General features: G+C 39.3%; 16 protein-coding genes. 7 read left to right on the top strand and 9 right to left on the bottom strand.

The features are described from left to right. Positions 1 to 26: 26 nt before the first annotated feature. The 3 genes from H4J46_RS12255 to gpmM all read right to left on the bottom strand — a co-directional run bounded on the left by H4J46_RS12255 (position 27) and on the right by gpmM (position 3636). Positions 27 to 779 (bottom strand): divergent polysaccharide deacetylase family protein, encoded by a 753-nt coding sequence (locus H4J46_RS12255; protein ID WP_182233782.1) that lies wholly within the window; start codon positions 777 to 779, stop codon positions 27 to 29. A gap of 94 nt (positions 780 to 873) precedes the next feature. Then, positions 874 to 2067, bottom strand: a complete 1194-nt coding sequence (locus H4J46_RS12250) for a murein hydrolase activator EnvC (RefSeq protein WP_182233781.1) — start codon at positions 2065 to 2067, stop codon at positions 874 to 876. 24 nt (positions 2068 to 2091) lie between these two features. Further along, on the bottom strand, positions 2092 to 3636 hold the full coding sequence (gpmM, locus tag H4J46_RS12245; protein ID WP_182233780.1) for a 2,3-bisphosphoglycerate-independent phosphoglycerate mutase: 1545 nt from the start codon (positions 3634 to 3636) through the stop codon (positions 2092 to 2094). A 292-nt stretch (positions 3637 to 3928) separates the two neighbouring features. Here gpmM and H4J46_RS12240 point away from each other — a divergent pair, with 292 nt between their 5' ends. From H4J46_RS12240 to gpsA, 4 genes are all read left to right on the top strand, one after another. Next, entirely contained in the window at positions 3929 to 4354 is a 426-nt protein-coding gene (locus H4J46_RS12240) for a rhodanese-like domain-containing protein (RefSeq protein WP_182233779.1), read from the top strand. A 21-nt stretch (positions 4355 to 4375) separates the two neighbouring features. After that, complete coding sequence (gene grxC / locus H4J46_RS12235; protein ID WP_220463023.1) at positions 4376 to 4636, top strand: glutaredoxin 3; 261 nt, start codon at positions 4376 to 4378, stop codon at positions 4634 to 4636. 67 nt (positions 4637 to 4703) lie between these two features. Further along, positions 4704 to 5213 (top strand): protein-export chaperone SecB, encoded by a 510-nt coding sequence (gene secB, locus H4J46_RS12230; protein ID WP_182137297.1) that lies wholly within the window; start codon positions 4704 to 4706, stop codon positions 5211 to 5213. Between the two features lie 3 nt (positions 5214 to 5216). Continuing rightward, positions 5217 to 6224, top strand: coding sequence for an NAD(P)H-dependent glycerol-3-phosphate dehydrogenase (gene gpsA / locus H4J46_RS12225; RefSeq protein ID WP_182233778.1), 1008 nt, complete (start codon positions 5217 to 5219; stop codon positions 6222 to 6224). A gap of 383 nt (positions 6225 to 6607) precedes the next feature. On the opposite strand, the gene trmL is transcribed toward gpsA, so the two are convergent. Then, on the bottom strand, positions 6608 to 7072 hold the full coding sequence (trmL, locus tag H4J46_RS12220) for a tRNA (uridine(34)/cytosine(34)/5-carboxymethylaminomethyluridine(34)-2'-O)-methyltransferase TrmL (protein WP_182233777.1): 465 nt from the start codon (positions 7070 to 7072) through the stop codon (positions 6608 to 6610). A 102-nt stretch (positions 7073 to 7174) separates the two neighbouring features. Between trmL and H4J46_RS12215 the strand changes: the two genes are divergently transcribed. Then, positions 7175 to 8074 carry a cation diffusion facilitator family transporter gene (locus tag H4J46_RS12215; protein ID WP_310650241.1) on the top strand — a complete coding sequence of 300 codons (900 nt, stop codon included), beginning with the start codon at positions 7175 to 7177 and terminating at the stop codon, positions 8072 to 8074. A gap of 69 nt (positions 8075 to 8143) precedes the next feature. Here the strand turns inward: H4J46_RS12215 and H4J46_RS12210 are convergent, their stop codons facing one another. The 5 genes from H4J46_RS12210 to rsgA all read right to left on the bottom strand — a co-directional run bounded on the left by H4J46_RS12210 (position 8144) and on the right by rsgA (position 14579). Further along, entirely contained in the window at positions 8144 to 9154 is a 1011-nt protein-coding gene (locus H4J46_RS12210; RefSeq protein WP_182233776.1) for an alpha/beta fold hydrolase, read from the bottom strand. Between the two features lie 694 nt (positions 9155 to 9848). Next, on the bottom strand, positions 9849 to 11711 hold the full coding sequence (locus H4J46_RS12205; protein ID WP_182233775.1) for a M56 family metallopeptidase: 1863 nt from the start codon (positions 11709 to 11711) through the stop codon (positions 9849 to 9851). A 123-nt stretch (positions 11712 to 11834) separates the two neighbouring features. Further along, complete coding sequence (locus H4J46_RS12200; protein WP_182137305.1) at positions 11835 to 12221, bottom strand: BlaI/MecI/CopY family transcriptional regulator; 387 nt, start codon at positions 12219 to 12221, stop codon at positions 11835 to 11837. 408 nt (positions 12222 to 12629) lie between these two features. Next, the gene (asd, locus tag H4J46_RS12195) at positions 12630 to 13472 is read right to left on the bottom strand and encodes an archaetidylserine decarboxylase (RefSeq protein ID WP_182234044.1); all 843 of its coding nucleotides are present in this window, start codon (positions 13470 to 13472) and stop codon (positions 12630 to 12632) included. Between the two features lie 69 nt (positions 13473 to 13541). Further along, positions 13542 to 14579, bottom strand: coding sequence for a small ribosomal subunit biogenesis GTPase RsgA (rsgA, locus tag H4J46_RS12190; protein WP_182233774.1), 1038 nt, complete (start codon positions 14577 to 14579; stop codon positions 13542 to 13544). Positions 14580 to 14789: 210 nt separating this feature from the next. Here rsgA and orn point away from each other — a divergent pair, with 210 nt between their 5' ends. Further along, a complete protein-coding gene (orn, locus tag H4J46_RS12185; RefSeq protein WP_182233773.1) occupies positions 14790 to 15335 on the top strand; it encodes an oligoribonuclease in 546 nt (181 codons plus the stop codon). Between the two features lie 383 nt (positions 15336 to 15718). Continuing rightward, on the top strand, positions 15719 to 16216 hold the full coding sequence (locus tag H4J46_RS12180) for a DUF4442 domain-containing protein (RefSeq protein ID WP_182233772.1): 498 nt from the start codon (positions 15719 to 15721) through the stop codon (positions 16214 to 16216). The last annotated feature ends 359 nt before the right edge of the window (positions 16217 to 16575 follow it).

The following is a 16575-nucleotide window of genomic DNA, read 5'->3' as shown; positions in this document are numbered from 1 at the left end:
AGCCGCTGGTAAAGTAAAAAAGCGGGTTAATCTTCAGCATTTGTTTGCTGATTTGATATGGCCGTTTTATTGTTTAGTAGCCTTGATATCGGCACTAACTCTATGTTGTTTTTATCGAGCAAGGGTAAAAGTTGATGTAATGATCTGATTGTTTCAGGGTGTGGATGCGCGATAGCAACAACGCTACGATAACGTTTAGCATCGAGTATGAGTTGTTCAAATTGACTGAGAATATAGGCGTGTTCTAATTTATTATCGAGAAAGATATGTCGATGTAAACTCGGTACACCAAAGCTTATGGCAACTTCTTCTGCTTGGCTAGCGCCAGTGGTTAAGCTATCAATAAACATTAAATTTCGTTCACGCAGAAATTGCATGGTCCACGCCATAGGTTGATATAGCTCGGTAAGTTTACTGCCCATGTGGTTGTTGATACCCAAAGCGAAAGGAATTTCAGCAAAAGCATGAGTTAAGCTTGCTCGAATACCCGTTTCATTCATGGCACTAGTTAACGCGCCGGGGCCGAGTTTTTTGCCATTTTTCGCTTCCATGGGAATATGCAGAATAACATCATTTTTGTTTGCTTTTGCCTGCAACGCCAATATTTTTCCATAGGGCGTATGGGGAAGAATCGCGTAACTGATATTTCCGGGCAAATAGAGTGCTTGAACGTCGCTTTTTCGATAGCCAATGTCGTCAATAATGATCGCTACTTGTGCCGGTTGAGCATAAAGCAAAGCAGGCCAAAGTAAGCTAAAGGTTAGTAGGAGTCGCAGCACGGTTAGTTTTTTTTGATGAGATAATAAATCATTATTTAGGGTAACAGTTCAGATGGTCAAAATCGACTAGTTAAATGCCTAACACTGCATAAGCTTATTTGCACCAAAGTTTAGGGTTGACGGCCATGCCGGTATGTCGAATTTCAAAGTACAGGCCTGAGTTGGCTTGACCACCACTTTGACCCACCAAAGCTATGGGTTCACCTGCTTCTACACGGTCGCCAACAGCTTTAAGTAACGCTTGATTATGACCATATAAACTCATGTAACCATCGCCATGATCAACAACAGAGACCAGTCCATAACCTTTAAGCCAATCTGAAAATAAAATAGTGCCATTGTGAATGGCTTTAACTTGTTGGCCAATCGGTGCTGAAAGAAATACCCCTTTCCATTTCAAGTAGCCTTGCTTACTTGAGCCAAAACGGTGACGAATTTGCCCTTTAACTGGCCAACTCAGCTTACGTTTTAATTTACTCAAACCGACTAGATTATCTACTTTTTGTGTGGCAGCAGCTATTTTTTTCAACAAGGCAACCAATGCTGACTCTTCTCGTTCTAATTTAGCCAGCTTCTGTTGTTCGGTAAGCGCCTTTTTATTGAGCGCTTTTAAGGTTTGTTTTTGTTTGTTTTTTGATAATTCGAGCAGTTGTTTTTGTTGACTTTGGGTTTGTGTTAATTGTGTTAATTGTTCAGCTTGCTGCTGGTACTGTGCTGTTACGTTATTCAGTTGTGTAATCGTGCTTTTAAAGGCTTCAATTTCTTTAATACGGGCAGCATTGAGGTATTGATAATGAGTAATAGTACGCTGTACGTTACTGGGTTTTTGTTGGTTAAGGATTAACTTTATATAGTCGTGATGGCCGGTGGAATAAGCGGCTCTAAGTTGCTTGGCTAATATCTGCTCTTGCTGTTTTTTGGCCAGTGTTAATTGTTTTTTTTCTGCGCTAAGCTGGCTTAGTTTTTGGCGTGTTGTGGTTAGGCTAGTACTGGTATTTGCTAAGTTTCGGGCCACTTCACCTATGGCGATATCGTCTGTTTTTAATTGTTGCTCTAGATCACTAATCTCTACATTAGTACTTGATAAGGTTTTTTTTTGTTGATTAATAGCTTGTTGAATATCAGACAGTTGCTGATTGGCTTTTGCACTGCTTTGGGTACTATTTTTAACATTAGCACTTGTTTGGGCCAAAATATTAAACGAGCAAAACATCAGCACTAGGCCAATAAAAAAAGCGTAGCCAGTGCTAAACTGGCTACGTTTTAATATCGGCTTGCTGATATTCATCTTAAAAAGCATGTTTAAATTAAGTTAAGTTAAGGTTAATAATTTACACCCGGTCATTTCTTTGGGTTGAGGCATATTCATTAATGATAAAATAGTGGGAGCGATATCACTTAGCGCGCCTGTTTTGGCCATTTTTGCGTTTCGACCAATATAAATTAACGGTACAGGTTCACAAGTATGTGCGGTGTGCGCTTGTCCTGACACCTTATCCATCATTTGTTCTGCGTTGCCGTGGTCAGCAGTAATTAAACACTCGCTGCCAGTTTTCTCTAATGCGGTCACTATTCTACCAATACAAGTGTCGACGGCCTCACAGGCTTTTACTGCGGCATTAAAATCACCGGTATGACCTACCATATCACCATTTGGATAGTTGCAAACAATAAAGTCATGCTCGCCGCTTTCTATTGCGGCCACTAATTTATCGGTTAACAGGGTTGAGTTCATTTCTGGTTGTAGGTCATAGGTCGCTACTTGTGGTGATGGCACTAATATTCGTTGTTCACCGACAAAAGTATCTTCTTTACCACCGCTAAAGAAAAACGTTACGTGCGCATACTTTTCTGTTTCTGAAATGCGCAGTTGCGTTTTATCATGCTTTTCTAACCATTCTCCTAACACGTTATTAAGTTTTACCGCCGGGAATGCAGCCGGTGCATCGATATCGGCGGCATATTCGGTTAGCATAACAAAACTGCCGAGTTTGGGTTGTTTTTGGCGTGTAAAGCCTGAAAATTTTGTGTCGGTAAAACAGCGGGTAAATTGGCGCGCACGATCGGCTCTAAAATTCATAAAGATCATGGCATCGCCATCTTGCACCTTAATCACTTCACCCTGTTCGTCGGTAATTGCTGAGGCTTTAACAAATTCATCATTTTCGTCGCGCGCGTAAGCAGCATGCAAAGCATCAGTCGCCTGACTATAGTGAAAATCGGCTTGGCCTGAAACCATTAAATTATAAGCTAATTCAACGCGTTCCCAGCGTTGATCTCTGTCCATAGCATAATAGCGGCCAATTACCGAGGCAACTTGCCCGCAACCTAATTCAGCAAACTTTGCTTGTGCTTTTATTAACGAAGCTTCTGCACTGCGTGGTGGCGTATCACGGCCATCTAAAAAGGCATGTAAATAAATCTTTTTTGCGCCTTTTTCAGCCGCCATTTCTAACATCGCAAAAATATGATCTTCATGGCTATGGACGCCACCTGGAGATAATAGACCAAAAACGTGTATCGCTTTATTGTTGCTAACGGCGCTTTCTACTGCATTGACTAAAACAGGGTTGCTTTGAAATTCTTTATCTTTAATCGCTTTGGTAATGCGAGTGAAGTCTTGATAAACAATACGGCCAGCGCCTAAGTTAACATGACCTACTTCAGAGTTACCCATTTGCCCGTCAGGTAAACCAACCGCCATGCCTGAGGTCTCAATCAGCATATTTGGCTTATTCGCCATTAAGTTATCTATTACCGGGGTTTTGGCATGATAAATAGCATTAGACTCTGGGTTTTCTCTATATCCCCAACCATCTAAAATAATAAGAACTGTTGATTTTTTGTGTGGCATCACGGCTTCCTTTATACGAGTAATGAGAGATAAAAATAATTTTCAGCAGCAGTATATCAAGACACGCAGTGAATATCTTCTGTCTATGTAGAGAAAATAGTAGAGAAAATATTTCTGATCTCATCAGCTTTTATCAGTCAATTATGTCGTGAAAAGTTACAGCGATAAGAACAAAATTTGTCGATGCGTATTAAGATATTAAGTAAATCTGTTTTTCTATGAAAAGTTCAGTTTGGGTTTAGTTTATTAGCCTGTATACTATTGGCAAATTTTAGTTAATTAGAATATAAAACTTATGGACCAACTTATTACCTTCGCAATGAGTCAATCATTGCTCAGCACTATTTGGCTGTTTATTGTTTTGATGATTATTGTCATGACGGTCAGAATTCAAATGTCACCTATTAAACAATTAAGCACACAACAAATGACTTTTTTAATTAATAGAGAGTCAGGTGTTGTTGTTGATAGCCGAAGCGAGAAAGACTTTAAAGCCGGACATATTGTCGATGCCTTGCACCTTGGCAATGATAAAGTCAGTAAAAATGAATTTTCTAGTCTTGAAAAACATAAAGATAATCCCATCATTATAGTATGTAGTGCTGGCATGAGCGCAGGCAAAGTGGCTAGCCAGCTAGCAAAAGCGGGTTTTACTCGAGTAAGTTTACTTAAAGGCGGCATGAATGCTTGGTTAAGTGCAGGCTTACCTGTAACCAAGTAGTATGCAACCAAACAACGGATTATGATAATGGCAGTTGACATATATACCAAAGTAACTTGTTTTTATTGCATGAGAGCGAAAGCTTTGCTTGATGATATGAAGGTTACTTACAACGAAATAAAAATTGATGGTGATGCACCATTGCGTGAAAAAATGATCACACGCAGTCAGGGCAGCGCAACAGTGCCACAAATATTTATTAACAACGAGCATATCGGCGGTTGTGATGAATTACTTGCATTGCATGCGCAAGGAAAATTAGCTTCACTCTTATCACAATAATATCAGTGAAAAAACATAGAATAAAAATGCCTTAAAAAAGGCGTAACTATATAGGAAGTAACATAACATGGCTGACGAAATTCAAAACGGCGCAGAAGCAACAACTGAACAACAAGCACCACAATTTGCGATTCAACGCGTTTATACCAAAGATATCTCATTTGAAACTCCCAATTCACCGGCAATTTTTCAAAAAGATTGGAAGCCAGAAATCCAGTTAGATATTGATACTAAATCAACTAAACTTGCTGATGATACTTATGAAGTAACCTTGTCGTTAACCGTGACGGCTAAAGTTGAAGACCAAACTGCTTTTCTAGCTGAAGTTCAACAAGCCGGTATTTTTACCATAGGTAACCTGCCTGAAGCACAGTTAGCCCATACTATTGGTGCATTTTGTCCTACCACTTTATTCCCTTATGCGCGTGAATCAGTAGCGAACTTAGTTAGTCGTGGCTCTTTCCCACAAATTAACTTAGCCCCGGTAAACTTTGAAGCTTTATTCGCCAACTATGTACAACAACGTGCAGCACAAGCGAATGCCGAACAAGCACCAGCAAGTACAGAAACTCACTAGTTTATGAGCCCTGATTCTGCAGCAATTTCTGTTATTGGCGCTGGCTCTTATGGCACAGCGCTAGCCATATGTTTAGCCCGTAATGGTCATAAAACATTGCTTTGGGGACGTGATGCTAATCACGTTGCTGAAATGGTGAGCACGCGCGCTAATGAAAAATATTTACCCGGTAGCCAGTTTCCAAAAGCATTAGTGGTGAGTGATGATTTGGCCAACGTAGTCGCGGCCAGTAAAAATATTTTATTGGTGGTGCCGAGCCATGTATTTGGTGAAATGCTGGAGAAAATCAAACCTTATCTAAGAAAAGATGCGCGTTTAGTTTGGGCTACTAAAGGTTTAGAGCACGATTCAGGGCGCTTATTGCAAGACGTAGCACGAGAGATCTTAGGTAATGACATATCGTTAGCTGTGCTTTCTGGCCCTACTTTTGCAAAAGAAATGGCCGCAGGATTACCAACGGCGATATCTTTATCTTCAACCGATGACGCCTTTGTTGAAGATATATCTAACTTATTACACTGTGGGCGAACCTTTCGAGTTTACAGCAACAGCGATTTTATCGGTGTACAGTTAGGCGGAGCCGTTAAAAATGTTATTGCCATTGGTGCCGGTATGGCTGACGGTATTGGCTTCGGTGCAAATGCACGAACGGCTTTAATTACCCGTGGCCTAGCCGAAATGACCCGCTTAGGTTGTGCATTAAACGCTGAACCGTCGACATTTATGGGCATGGCAGGGCTAGGTGATTTAGTATTAACTTGTACTGACAACCAGTCACGTAACCGTCGTTTTGGCTTAGCGTTAGGTGCTGGCGCAGGTGTTGAGCAAGCGATTGCTGATATTGGTCAAGTGGTTGAAGGTTATCGCAACACCAAAGAAGTTTATATGTTGGCACAGCGCATGGGTGTTGAAATGCCGATTGTTGAGCAGGTTTATCAGGTACTTTATTGCGCTAAAGACGCCAAATTAGCCGCAGCAGATTTATTATCTCGTGACCGTAAATTTGAATAAGGTCAAATAAACCACATTTTGGTAATTGAATAAATAGCGGGCAGTTTAAATCATTAGCCAAGGTTGAAGTTCACACGTAACTTTTACGTTGGCTGGACTTTAGTCCATCAATTTAAATGAAATTTAACGATTTTCGCCATAAACAACATTAATTTTTTAATCTATATTTACAGATTATAAAAAATAGTACTCGCTACAGATGTTTGTTTACCTATCACATTAATCCCCCGATCAAGGTTTCACGGACTAAAATCCGACCGGCAATAAAGCTATGAACGTTGAAATCACCTTTAGGCTCTATGAAGGCTGGACTTTAGTCCACAAGTTAAATGAAATTTAACCCGCTTTAGCATAAGGGTCATCAGGTTATAACGGATTTATTTTTATACTGAGTCTGCAAAACCTAGCTGGCGCCATGCCTCATAAACAATCACAGCGGTGGCGTTTGATAAGTTCATACTACGACTATCTTTTAACATAGGTATTCTAATTTTGTCTTGGTCAGGTATTTGTTGCCTAACATCTTCAGGTAAACCACCGGTTTCTGAGCCAAATAAAAGATAATCACCGGACTGAAAACTGATGTCACCATAATAACCGGTAGATTTTGTTGTCACCGCTAATATGCGCTTAGGTTGCTCACTTTCAATGAAACTTTGATAATTCTTATGGCGCTTAAGCGCCGCAAACTCATGGTAATCTAAACCGGCTCTGCGCAATTTTTTATCTTCTAGGTCAAAGCCGAGTGGCTCAATTAGATGTAACCTAAAGCCGGTATTAGCACATAGGCGAATTATATTACCTGTGTTGGGTGGAATTTGAGGTTGAAATAAAACGACATCTAACATATCAAGTGCTTAATAAATTGTATAATTAAGTGGTATTATACCGTGCTTGATTCGGCTTTGCTTTATCAATGTTAAGCAATATTTATTCATTAGGAGGACTTAGTGCAAGCTAACCAGATAGATTCAAACCAATATGCTTACTTAGTAAAGCTAGCAGCATTTGCGGCAACAACAACGGCGTTGATTTTAGTAGTGTTGAAGCTTTATGCTTTTTTTGTTACTGACGCTAGTGCCATGTTAGCTTCTGCGACTGACTCGATTTTAGATTTATTCGCTTCCATCATGAATGTGGTGATTTTACGTTTCGCTCTGGCTCCGGCCGACAAAGAACATAAATTTGGTCACGGCAAAGCGGAAAGTTTAGCTGGACTGGTACAGGCTGCCTTTGTGTTGGGTTCAGCATTATTACTGGTGTTCAATGGTGTTGACCGCATTATTAATCCACAGGAAGTGGTGCGTACCGAAGTGGGTATTGTGGTCTCAATTATCGCTATTGTCATGACCTTGTTGTTGGTGATATTGCAAAAATATGTCATTAACCGGACAAAATCTGTCGCCATCAGTGCCGATGCTTTGCATTATCAATCTGACTTAATTCTGAATTTAGGCGTGCTTGCGGCCCTGTTTTTAAGCCAAGGTTATTGGTTGCAAGCGGATGGGGTTTTTACTGTTGCTGTGGCTATATTCCTGCTCATTGGCGCAGGTAAAATTATCTGGAACAGTGTGCATCACTTAATGGATCATGAACTTACTGAAGAAGAGCTTAATACCATTAAGAAAATTATTTTGGCGCATGAAGGCACTCATGGTTTACACGAGTTAAGAACACGACAAGCAGGGCCCGATCGTTTTATTCAATTTCACTTAGAATTAGACGGTAAGTTATCTTTGTTAGAAGCTCATAGTATTGGCGAGGCCATTGAAACAGAAATTATTCTAGCCTTAGCACCCTGTGAAGTATTTATTCATCACGACCCTTTGCCAGCGTCCAACCACGAATAGGCTAAAGACGAAAAGCCGATGATTAAGGCATAACTTCTTATGTTTTACTCATTGGCTTTTGGCTATGGGTTATTGATGTTGTGAAAACCATGTGATGGTTTTATCTATCGCGATATCTCGGTATTCGTCCACTTCAAAAAAAAGCTCATGATAGGCGCCAGAGATGATTATGGGCTTACCGCCAGGGCAAGCATTGTGATTAAAACTATTGAGTGTTGTACAAAAGTTATCTTGAGCATTATTATCAACAATCTCTTCATCTTCTGCTTGTAACATTTGTATTGGTAGCGACAATTTTTCGATATCAATAAATAAGTTATCCGAATTTATCATGGCTTGCTCTAGCCAATTAAAAGTGACTCCCCCCAGTTTTAGTTCTGGCTGGGCTTGATATAATGACTTAAAACGCTGAAAACGCTCTGCTGAATGCATTAAGCGATTTTGTTCAAATGAACTCTGATTACTATCATTTTGTCCAAAAAAATACCATGGTGTATCAGACAACCAATGGTTTATTGTTGAGCCTGTTTTTATTAATGCTTTTGCTAACCAATCTGGCGTACCGCCACTTGATATCGCTATCATGGGAGAGCTTAAACTTAATGCCTTGATCTTATGTGGGTAAAGTTGCAGATATCTTAGTGCAATAGCGCCACCCATTGAATGTGCTAGCATAAAAGAGCTTTGCTGATGTTGTGGGTATTTTTCAGGTAAGACGTGGTGGAGCAATCGTTGTAGGTCTTGCGCATAGTGATCAAAGTTTTCCACATAACCCTGTAAGTGGTTTGTTGTTAAACGCATCGAAAGCCCTTGTCCTCGATGATCAATGATAACGCTATCATAGCCTTGATTATCTAGGTCATAAGCCAACTCTTGATATTTTAGGTAACCTTCGGAACGCCCAGGTACAATAACAATATAAGGCTTTTGAGGGCGTTTAAAGTTAGTTGCATAAGCGATGCGAATATTGTCATCTGTTTTGAATGACGTTTGAGTTACTGATTGCCAAAAGCTTTCAATGGCGGCAATTTTTTCTAATGTAAGTGCTTGCTTACTCTCTAAGCTTTTTGCTTTAGTCATGGCTGAAATTCCTAAAAATAGCCAAAAGAAAACTATCGGATAAAATTTTTTATGATTCATTCGCACTATTTTTACTGATATCAAAGGGTAGTTCAATGATAATCGTAAGACTATTCTCGCTATGTAATAATGTATAAGTTAGCGCTAGGGCTATCTTTACACAAAATTTACGTTGTATTGCGTTTATTTTCGTTGCACAAATTATACTGAGGGTGAATTTATTGAGGAACAAACTGATGAAAACACAAAGCTGTATTCAACAATAAAACCCCATGTGGCGATCAGCATACTTGTGCTTGGTATTATCAGCCTTAGTACCTTTAGCACCAATGCCATGGGCCACAAAAAAATATTATGCCATCACAATGGCTATTACATGAGTCATCAACAGCATTAAGGTCGTGATCATCAGCATGCACAGCCGGAAAACGCTTACATCGCTTAGCGAAAAAGTTAGATCTAAGTCAATCCCAACGTAGCGAAATCAAGCTGATTTTTGTCAGTATGAAAGAAGATAAACAGGGGCAAAAGCGCGCGAATTTGATGAAAATAAGTTTATAGCTATCTATGCCCAACATCAGCTAAATTTTCAACAAGCAGCAATGGAAAGGGCAAAATTTCACCATGGTGTTATGCAAGTGTTAACATCAGAGCAGCAGAAAAATTTTTTAACCAGGGGGAACACCGTTAAACTTTACCCTAAAAGACTAAAGGAGAATATTTTTGACATTGTGCTCTCTACTGCGCGGCCATTTTCTTTTGCAGGGAGAAAACGCCATTTTTCCATAGCGTTACGAATGGTATTGCGAAAGTAGTTAACTTTGCTTTTAGACTCAAACTGAATGTCTTTAACTAAGCCATTTTGGTCTATATTAAACTCCACCATGATCTCTAATTCTATGCCTTTTCTTTTTGCTGAAGCAGGATATTTAAGTTCAGCTGAGTTTATTAGTCGTGCTGTTACCCGGCTAGTTTTAAAAGCCTCATGTTTGATAACACTTTTTTTTAATTGGCTTTGACCTAAGCGTGTACTACTAAATTTATTATCTGTCTGTTGTTGGTAGTTAGTACCAAATTGGCTTCGGCTTAATGCCGTTATTGGGGTATCTCTGGATATTATCGGCTCGTTTAACAGTGAATTAATTTGTTGCTTATACGGGTTTGCCTCTGCTCCAACATGTTTAGAGTCAGTGCGTTCAAATGCTAATGTTGAAATCGATTTTTTGCTTGCTATATCTGGCTGTTGGTTAACTTGTGTTTCGTGTTGTAATTCTGCATGATGTTGGGCTACATTTTTATTATTATTTGCATTTACAGCCACAAAAGGTAACTCGTTATAATAGGAGTTAGCTGAATAATCACTTAAAATGTTAAGCTTTTTGTTGGCTATTATTTCTTTGGTTTTTTGCTTTTCATTAATAGTTTTAGCTGAATTTCCTACTTTTTTTGGTGCCAGTAATGCACCGGTACTTGTGTGATTTCTAGCTAATAAATGGCTAGCAAATGTGGTGTTGGCATTTGTTTGCTGAAAGGCTTCAGGTGTCGGTGCTATTGAGTTTTTATTTTGCACTGCTACAGAGTCATACAATGAAATACTACCTGACTGTAGATCAATAATTGGCAAGGTTAGCGAGTACTTAGACAAGAGAAAAATAATGCTCAATAAAATGGTAAATGAAGCAAGCCATTTGCCGGTATCGGCAGTTTTTGTGCAGTGCTGCTGCTGGTCTAAGAGTCGAACAACCCGTTGTTTTAAATCACCACCAGAAGCCGCCATGGCCATATTTGGAATGGTGAGATGGCGATGTTGCTCACACAAAGAGGCGGTATCTGCCAAAGTATGCGCATAGGCCAATGAACTGCCACCGTGTTGTACGGCAACATCATCGCTGCAATACTCCCTTTCGTTACGCATTTGTTTTGACACCCAATTTACTGCAGGATGAAAAAACAGTAATATTTCAACAAGCGTTTGTAAAAAATTGACCAGGTAATCATGACGTCGAATATGTGCTAATTCGTGTAGTAATAGCATATCTAACTGTTGAGGTGTTAAGCCTGACAACATACTGAATGGGATCAGTACCACAGGCTTTAACCAACCTATTGCCATAGGAACATCGGTTTTGTTAGAAAGTAATAAGGCCACTTTTCTCGACAAGCCGACTTTAACAAGCAGCACATCAAAACGCTTTTGCAGTGCAATATCAACGGCAGTACAGCCCTGCAATGGCAGTTTATTAACATTGTACAGCTCTATGATTAACTTAAGCGCAAGTGTTGTAACAACAGTAAACCAAACCATAGCGACTAGAGGGAAATATTCCAACCATTCCATATACCAAGGGTTTGTGGCTGTTTTTTCTAGATAAAAATCTTGCTCCAGTAGAGGCTGGGCATGAACAAAGTTTGTTACTTGACGAAAGTGAGTATCGTAAACAAGAAAAAAAGTGATAATAGGTAAAATAAGGTTGGCTAGCATCGCCATAGAGCTTAACGCGTAGCGTAATTGAGATTTTTGATAGGATATTAGCGACAGTAGGGCTTTTAATACCACTGCAATTAAAACTCCTTGCCATAAAAAATGGATAAGAGTTATGGCTAAAGCTGCCAATGATGGACTATGTATTAAGCTTGCCTCAATCATGCCTGTTTAAGTTACCTTTTGAGTCTTAGTTAATTAAGATTGTTGTTCTAATTCATTGAGTAACTGTCTAATATCTTCAATTTCTTCTTTGCTTGTTGAATTATCTAACGCTCGCATGACTAACTTTGATGTTGAACCACCAAAGGCTTTTAACACTAAATCTTTTAATAAAGACGATTGTGTAACCATCTCGCTATTCGAGGGCGCATAAACATGGGCTCGGTTGCTTTCGTCGCGAATAACTAAGGTCTTTTCGTGCATGATTTGTAATATCTTCAGCACAGTAGTATAACCAGTTTTTTGGCTTTGGCTAACCGTGTCATGGACCTGTCGAACTGTAGCTGGTCCGATTTTCCATAGAATATTAAGCAGCGTTAGTTCCGCCTCTGTAGGCTTAATATTTGATTTATCTCGTAACATTGAGATTCCTTAAGGCAAATTTATCTAATATTATACCAAGCAAACTAATATTCTGCTTACTGAACGAGAAGTAGTCAGTTTGGTGTTGTTATACGAATACACTCGTATCTTATTATTGCTATCCTAGCTTGCGACGAATAAATGAGCAATAGTAATAGTTGAATTGCTCTATTTAATTGTCATTAGATTCAAATCATAAGTACTGAAAATGTTTATTAGCAGATAGTATTAATTATTGCTCTTACAGTATGATGTGATCGCTGTATAAAGTTTATCAATATAGCAACATAGGCGTTTACTAAAAAGCTAGCAGTGAGCTCTTAATAAACTCACCACTAGCCCTTGATGAGCAATTATTTACATTTTTTGCAATACCTATCACTGAGCTTTGAAGCGATGGGACAAAATTTATGCATCGGCAGCCAATTTCACTAAATCTGCATAATGTTCACCAAGGCGAGTCACTGTTTCTGGCCCCGCTTGCGGATTAAATTTCACCATATTTGGCGCAAAGGTGGTGACAACAGTGGAGCCGAGTTTAAATCGACCCATTTCAGCGCCTTTCTCTAGTGTTATTGCACCTGCGCCCTCTGTAGGATATTGCCAGCGAAACACATCTTTACCTGCAGGAGGTGTTATCGTGCCAGCCCAAATTGTTTCAATACTAGCGACTATGGTTGCGCCAACAAGCACCATCGCCATCGGGCCATGTGCAGTATCAAACACTGTGACTACACGTTCATTACGGGCAAATAAGTTGGGTACATTATTCGCGGTTAACGGGTTTACTGAAAACAAATCCCCGGGCACATAAATCATTTCTCGTAAGGTGCCGGTAATAGGCATGTGGATACGGTGGTAATCTTTCGGTGCCAGATAAATACATGAAAACTCACCATCTTGAAAAGGTGCTGCAGTTGCTTGATCGCCACCCAGTAACGTCTCCAAACTGTAGTTAAAACCTTTCGCTTGAATAAGTTGACCTTGTACAATTGGCCCTTGTTGACTAATGGCACCATCCACAGGATAACAAATAGTGTTTGGGTCTGCGATGATAGTGCGTGCGCCTTCTGCTAATTCACGGGTGAAAAAGTCATTAAAGGTGGTAAAATCAGTGGCGTTTTTTAACTTAGCTTCTGCCATATTAATGTCATAAGCTTTGATAAAATAACTAATGGCCTTGGTGGTAAGCCAGCCAGCCTCTGCAGCGGCAAATTTACCTACTAGTCGCGAAATTCCATGTTTTGGCATTAGGTGTTGTAGGGCGATTTTCAATTTATTAACTAGCACTATTTTTTCCTTATTGTGAGTTTAACTGTCTTAATCATTAAAGCGTGAGGTTAGGGTATTATCACCTAAACTAGCTAATATTTTTTGGAAACTGGCTAAGCGCTCTGGGAAGATTTTGCCTTCATCTTTCGCCGCAATTAACGCACAGCCGGGATCGTTTTGGTGTTTACAGTCACGAAATTTACAGGTCCCAATGTAGGGGTTAAATTCGATAAAGCCATTACTGACCTGTATGGGTGATAAATGCCACAAGCCAAATTCTCGTATGCCGGGTGAGTCAATCAGATCGCCACCTTGTTCAAAATGATATAATCGAGCAACCGTTGTGGTGTGCTGACCCAACCCTGAATTTTCTGAGACAATTTTAGTGACGACACCTAATTCAGGCATCAAGGTATTAGTCAGTGTTGACTTACCGACACCAGACTGACCGACAAATACACTGGTATGCTGGCTAAGTTGACACTTTAACTCAGTAATACCTTCACCGGTTTCATTACTCATGTAAGTCACTTGATAACCAATTTCTCGGTAAATATTCAGTTGATTTTCAATTTCATCACGATTGCTATCATCGAATAAATCAATTTTATTCAATAAAATAACTGGGGTAATGCCGGTTTGTTCAGCCGCGACTAAGTAACGATCAATAATGTCAGCGTTAAAGGCTGGTAACACTGATGAAACAATCAGTATTTGGCTAATATTGGCCGCAATAGGCTTAACACCATCGTAAACGTCAGGGCGACTCAGTACAGACTTACGCTCATGAACTGCTTCAATTACGCCTGAAATACTGTGTTGCGTTTCTTTGCCTTTGCGCCAAAGCACTTTGTCACCACAAACCAAGGAAGCAATACTGCGGCGCATATTACAACGAAAAATTTCGCCATCGCTGCCCTCCACATCTGCATGTTGGCCAAAACGACTAATAATAGTACCGGTTTCAATTGCAGCGAGTTCATCATCTTGCCATTGTACTTTTTCAGTAGATTTACGTAATTTCTTACTTTGGTTCGCTTTGATCTGTCGCGTTTGACCTTTGGTTAATTTTTTGGCTTTAGCCACAAGTTATTCTCTTTTTATGTTAACTCAGAATTTGTATTTTTAATCTCTGTTAGTAACCGATAAATAAATTTAATCGTGTTACGTTCTGCCGTATTATATACTCAAGTAGCGCTTAAATGCATGTGTAATCGTGCCTTTGCAGGCACACTCTCTGTAGTTTATCTGCTAATATATATAATTTGATCAACAGTAAATAACGTAGGAATGACAATGAACGCTAACGATAGCAATTTAATTTGGTTAGATTTAGAGATGACCGGCCTTGAACCGAGTACTGACGTTATTTTAGAAATTGCGACAATCATTACCGATAGCCAACTTAATATTTTAGCTCAAGGGCCAGTGTTTGCTATTCATCAAAGTGATGAAATATTAAATAATATGAATCCCTGGTGTATCGAGCATCATGGCCAATCAGGTTTAACCCAAAGATGTCGAGAAAGTAGCACGAGTTTAGCGCAAGCAAGTGCGGAAACCTTGGCATTTTTTAAGCCACACGTTACACAAGGTAAATCGCCTATGTGTGGTAATAGCATTGGGCAAGATAGACGCTTTATTAATAAATACATGCCGGAGTTTGAAGATTACTTTCATTATCGTAATCTTGACGTTAGCACAGTAAAAGAGTTGGCGCGTCGTTGGAAGCCAGAAGTATTAAGTAAAGTGGTTAAAACGGGAGCACATTTAGCCATGGATGATATTCTTGAATCTATTGCTGAATTGAAAGTTTATCAGGAACATTTTTTTAAGCTGTAGTAGCGGCATTTAAAACACAGTAAGCCCTATAATGAGACGCATTAGCGTCTTTTTTATGCTCAGAGTTCATTGATATATTCTGGCCTTCGCGGCATTTTTCGAGCTTAATCTTGCTCCAAAATTGCGCTCCTATTTGTCGCTTATCGTTTACAGTTATTCAAGTACCTGTGCGTTGTTGTTGTTAGCCATTCATCGCTGCGCAGTATTAATCACCTTAATGATTTTTCTTATATTACGCTAATAACTTATATTTACAGTTAGCTGATGGTTTTAAGAAATTATGATTTAAATTTTAAAGCGTAATAAGATAAAAAACTTGAAGGTCTGACCAGTTTGCTTGACAATCATTAACGCATTTTGCAAAACATTTATCTAGGATATTTATGGTTAATCGCTTTAGTCGGATCGTTAAAAAAATTAAAAAGTTACCGAAAATCAGTCATTCATTTTTGTTAACAAAATTATTTTGCTCTCAGGTTAAATACGCCAGCACGTCGAAGGTCACTCTGGTCGATATAGAGCAGCAGCAAGTTAAGTTGTCCATGGTAAATTGTAAAAGAGTACAAAATCATATTGGTGGTGTGCACGCTATTGCCGCGGCGTTATTAGCTGAATCAGCGACAGGTATCGTTTTTGGTTTGAACTTACCCGATAGCTGTCTGCCTTTATTAAAGTCGATGACGATTAACTATCAGCGCAGAATGCAGGGAGATTTAACCGCTATTGCAACCATTTCAGATCAGCAAATTGCGTTATTGAGCCAAGAAAAGGGCAATATGAACATTGCGGTTACCATCACTGATGAATCAGGCGAACAGCCAATTGAATGTAAAATGACATGGGCATGGATCAGTAAAAAACCAAAAAGTAATCAGCGCTAATCATCACAAATATTAAAAAATGAATGTAGATAAGGCAATACCAAGTAATCACTGATCTATTTCAGGGCGCTGTTGCTAAACTATGGAGCTTATTTGACCTTCACTCGTTACAGCTGATTTATCCCAGCTGATCTTATTCCCTAGTTTAACGTTGAAACTGCAGCTTGAAGTGGAACGGGTATATGTAAGTTAAGATAAAATGCTCTGCGGGCATGATTAATCTTTGCTAATTAATCTTAAAGCCATACACTATTAATGGAATAACTAATTTACGCTAAGTTGTTGCACCATAGAGCTTGGCGTAACTAAGTTATATAAGTATATAAAAATATTATGTATTTTATTTATTAGGATATTAC

The sequence above is a fragment of the Colwellia sp. MB02u-6 genome, from assembly GCF_014077095.1.
Classification (GTDB): Bacteria; Pseudomonadota; Gammaproteobacteria; order Enterobacterales; family Alteromonadaceae; genus Cognaticolwellia.
The sequence above is the reverse complement of the archived record's forward strand: the minus strand, read 5'-3'. Positions and strand labels throughout refer to the sequence as shown.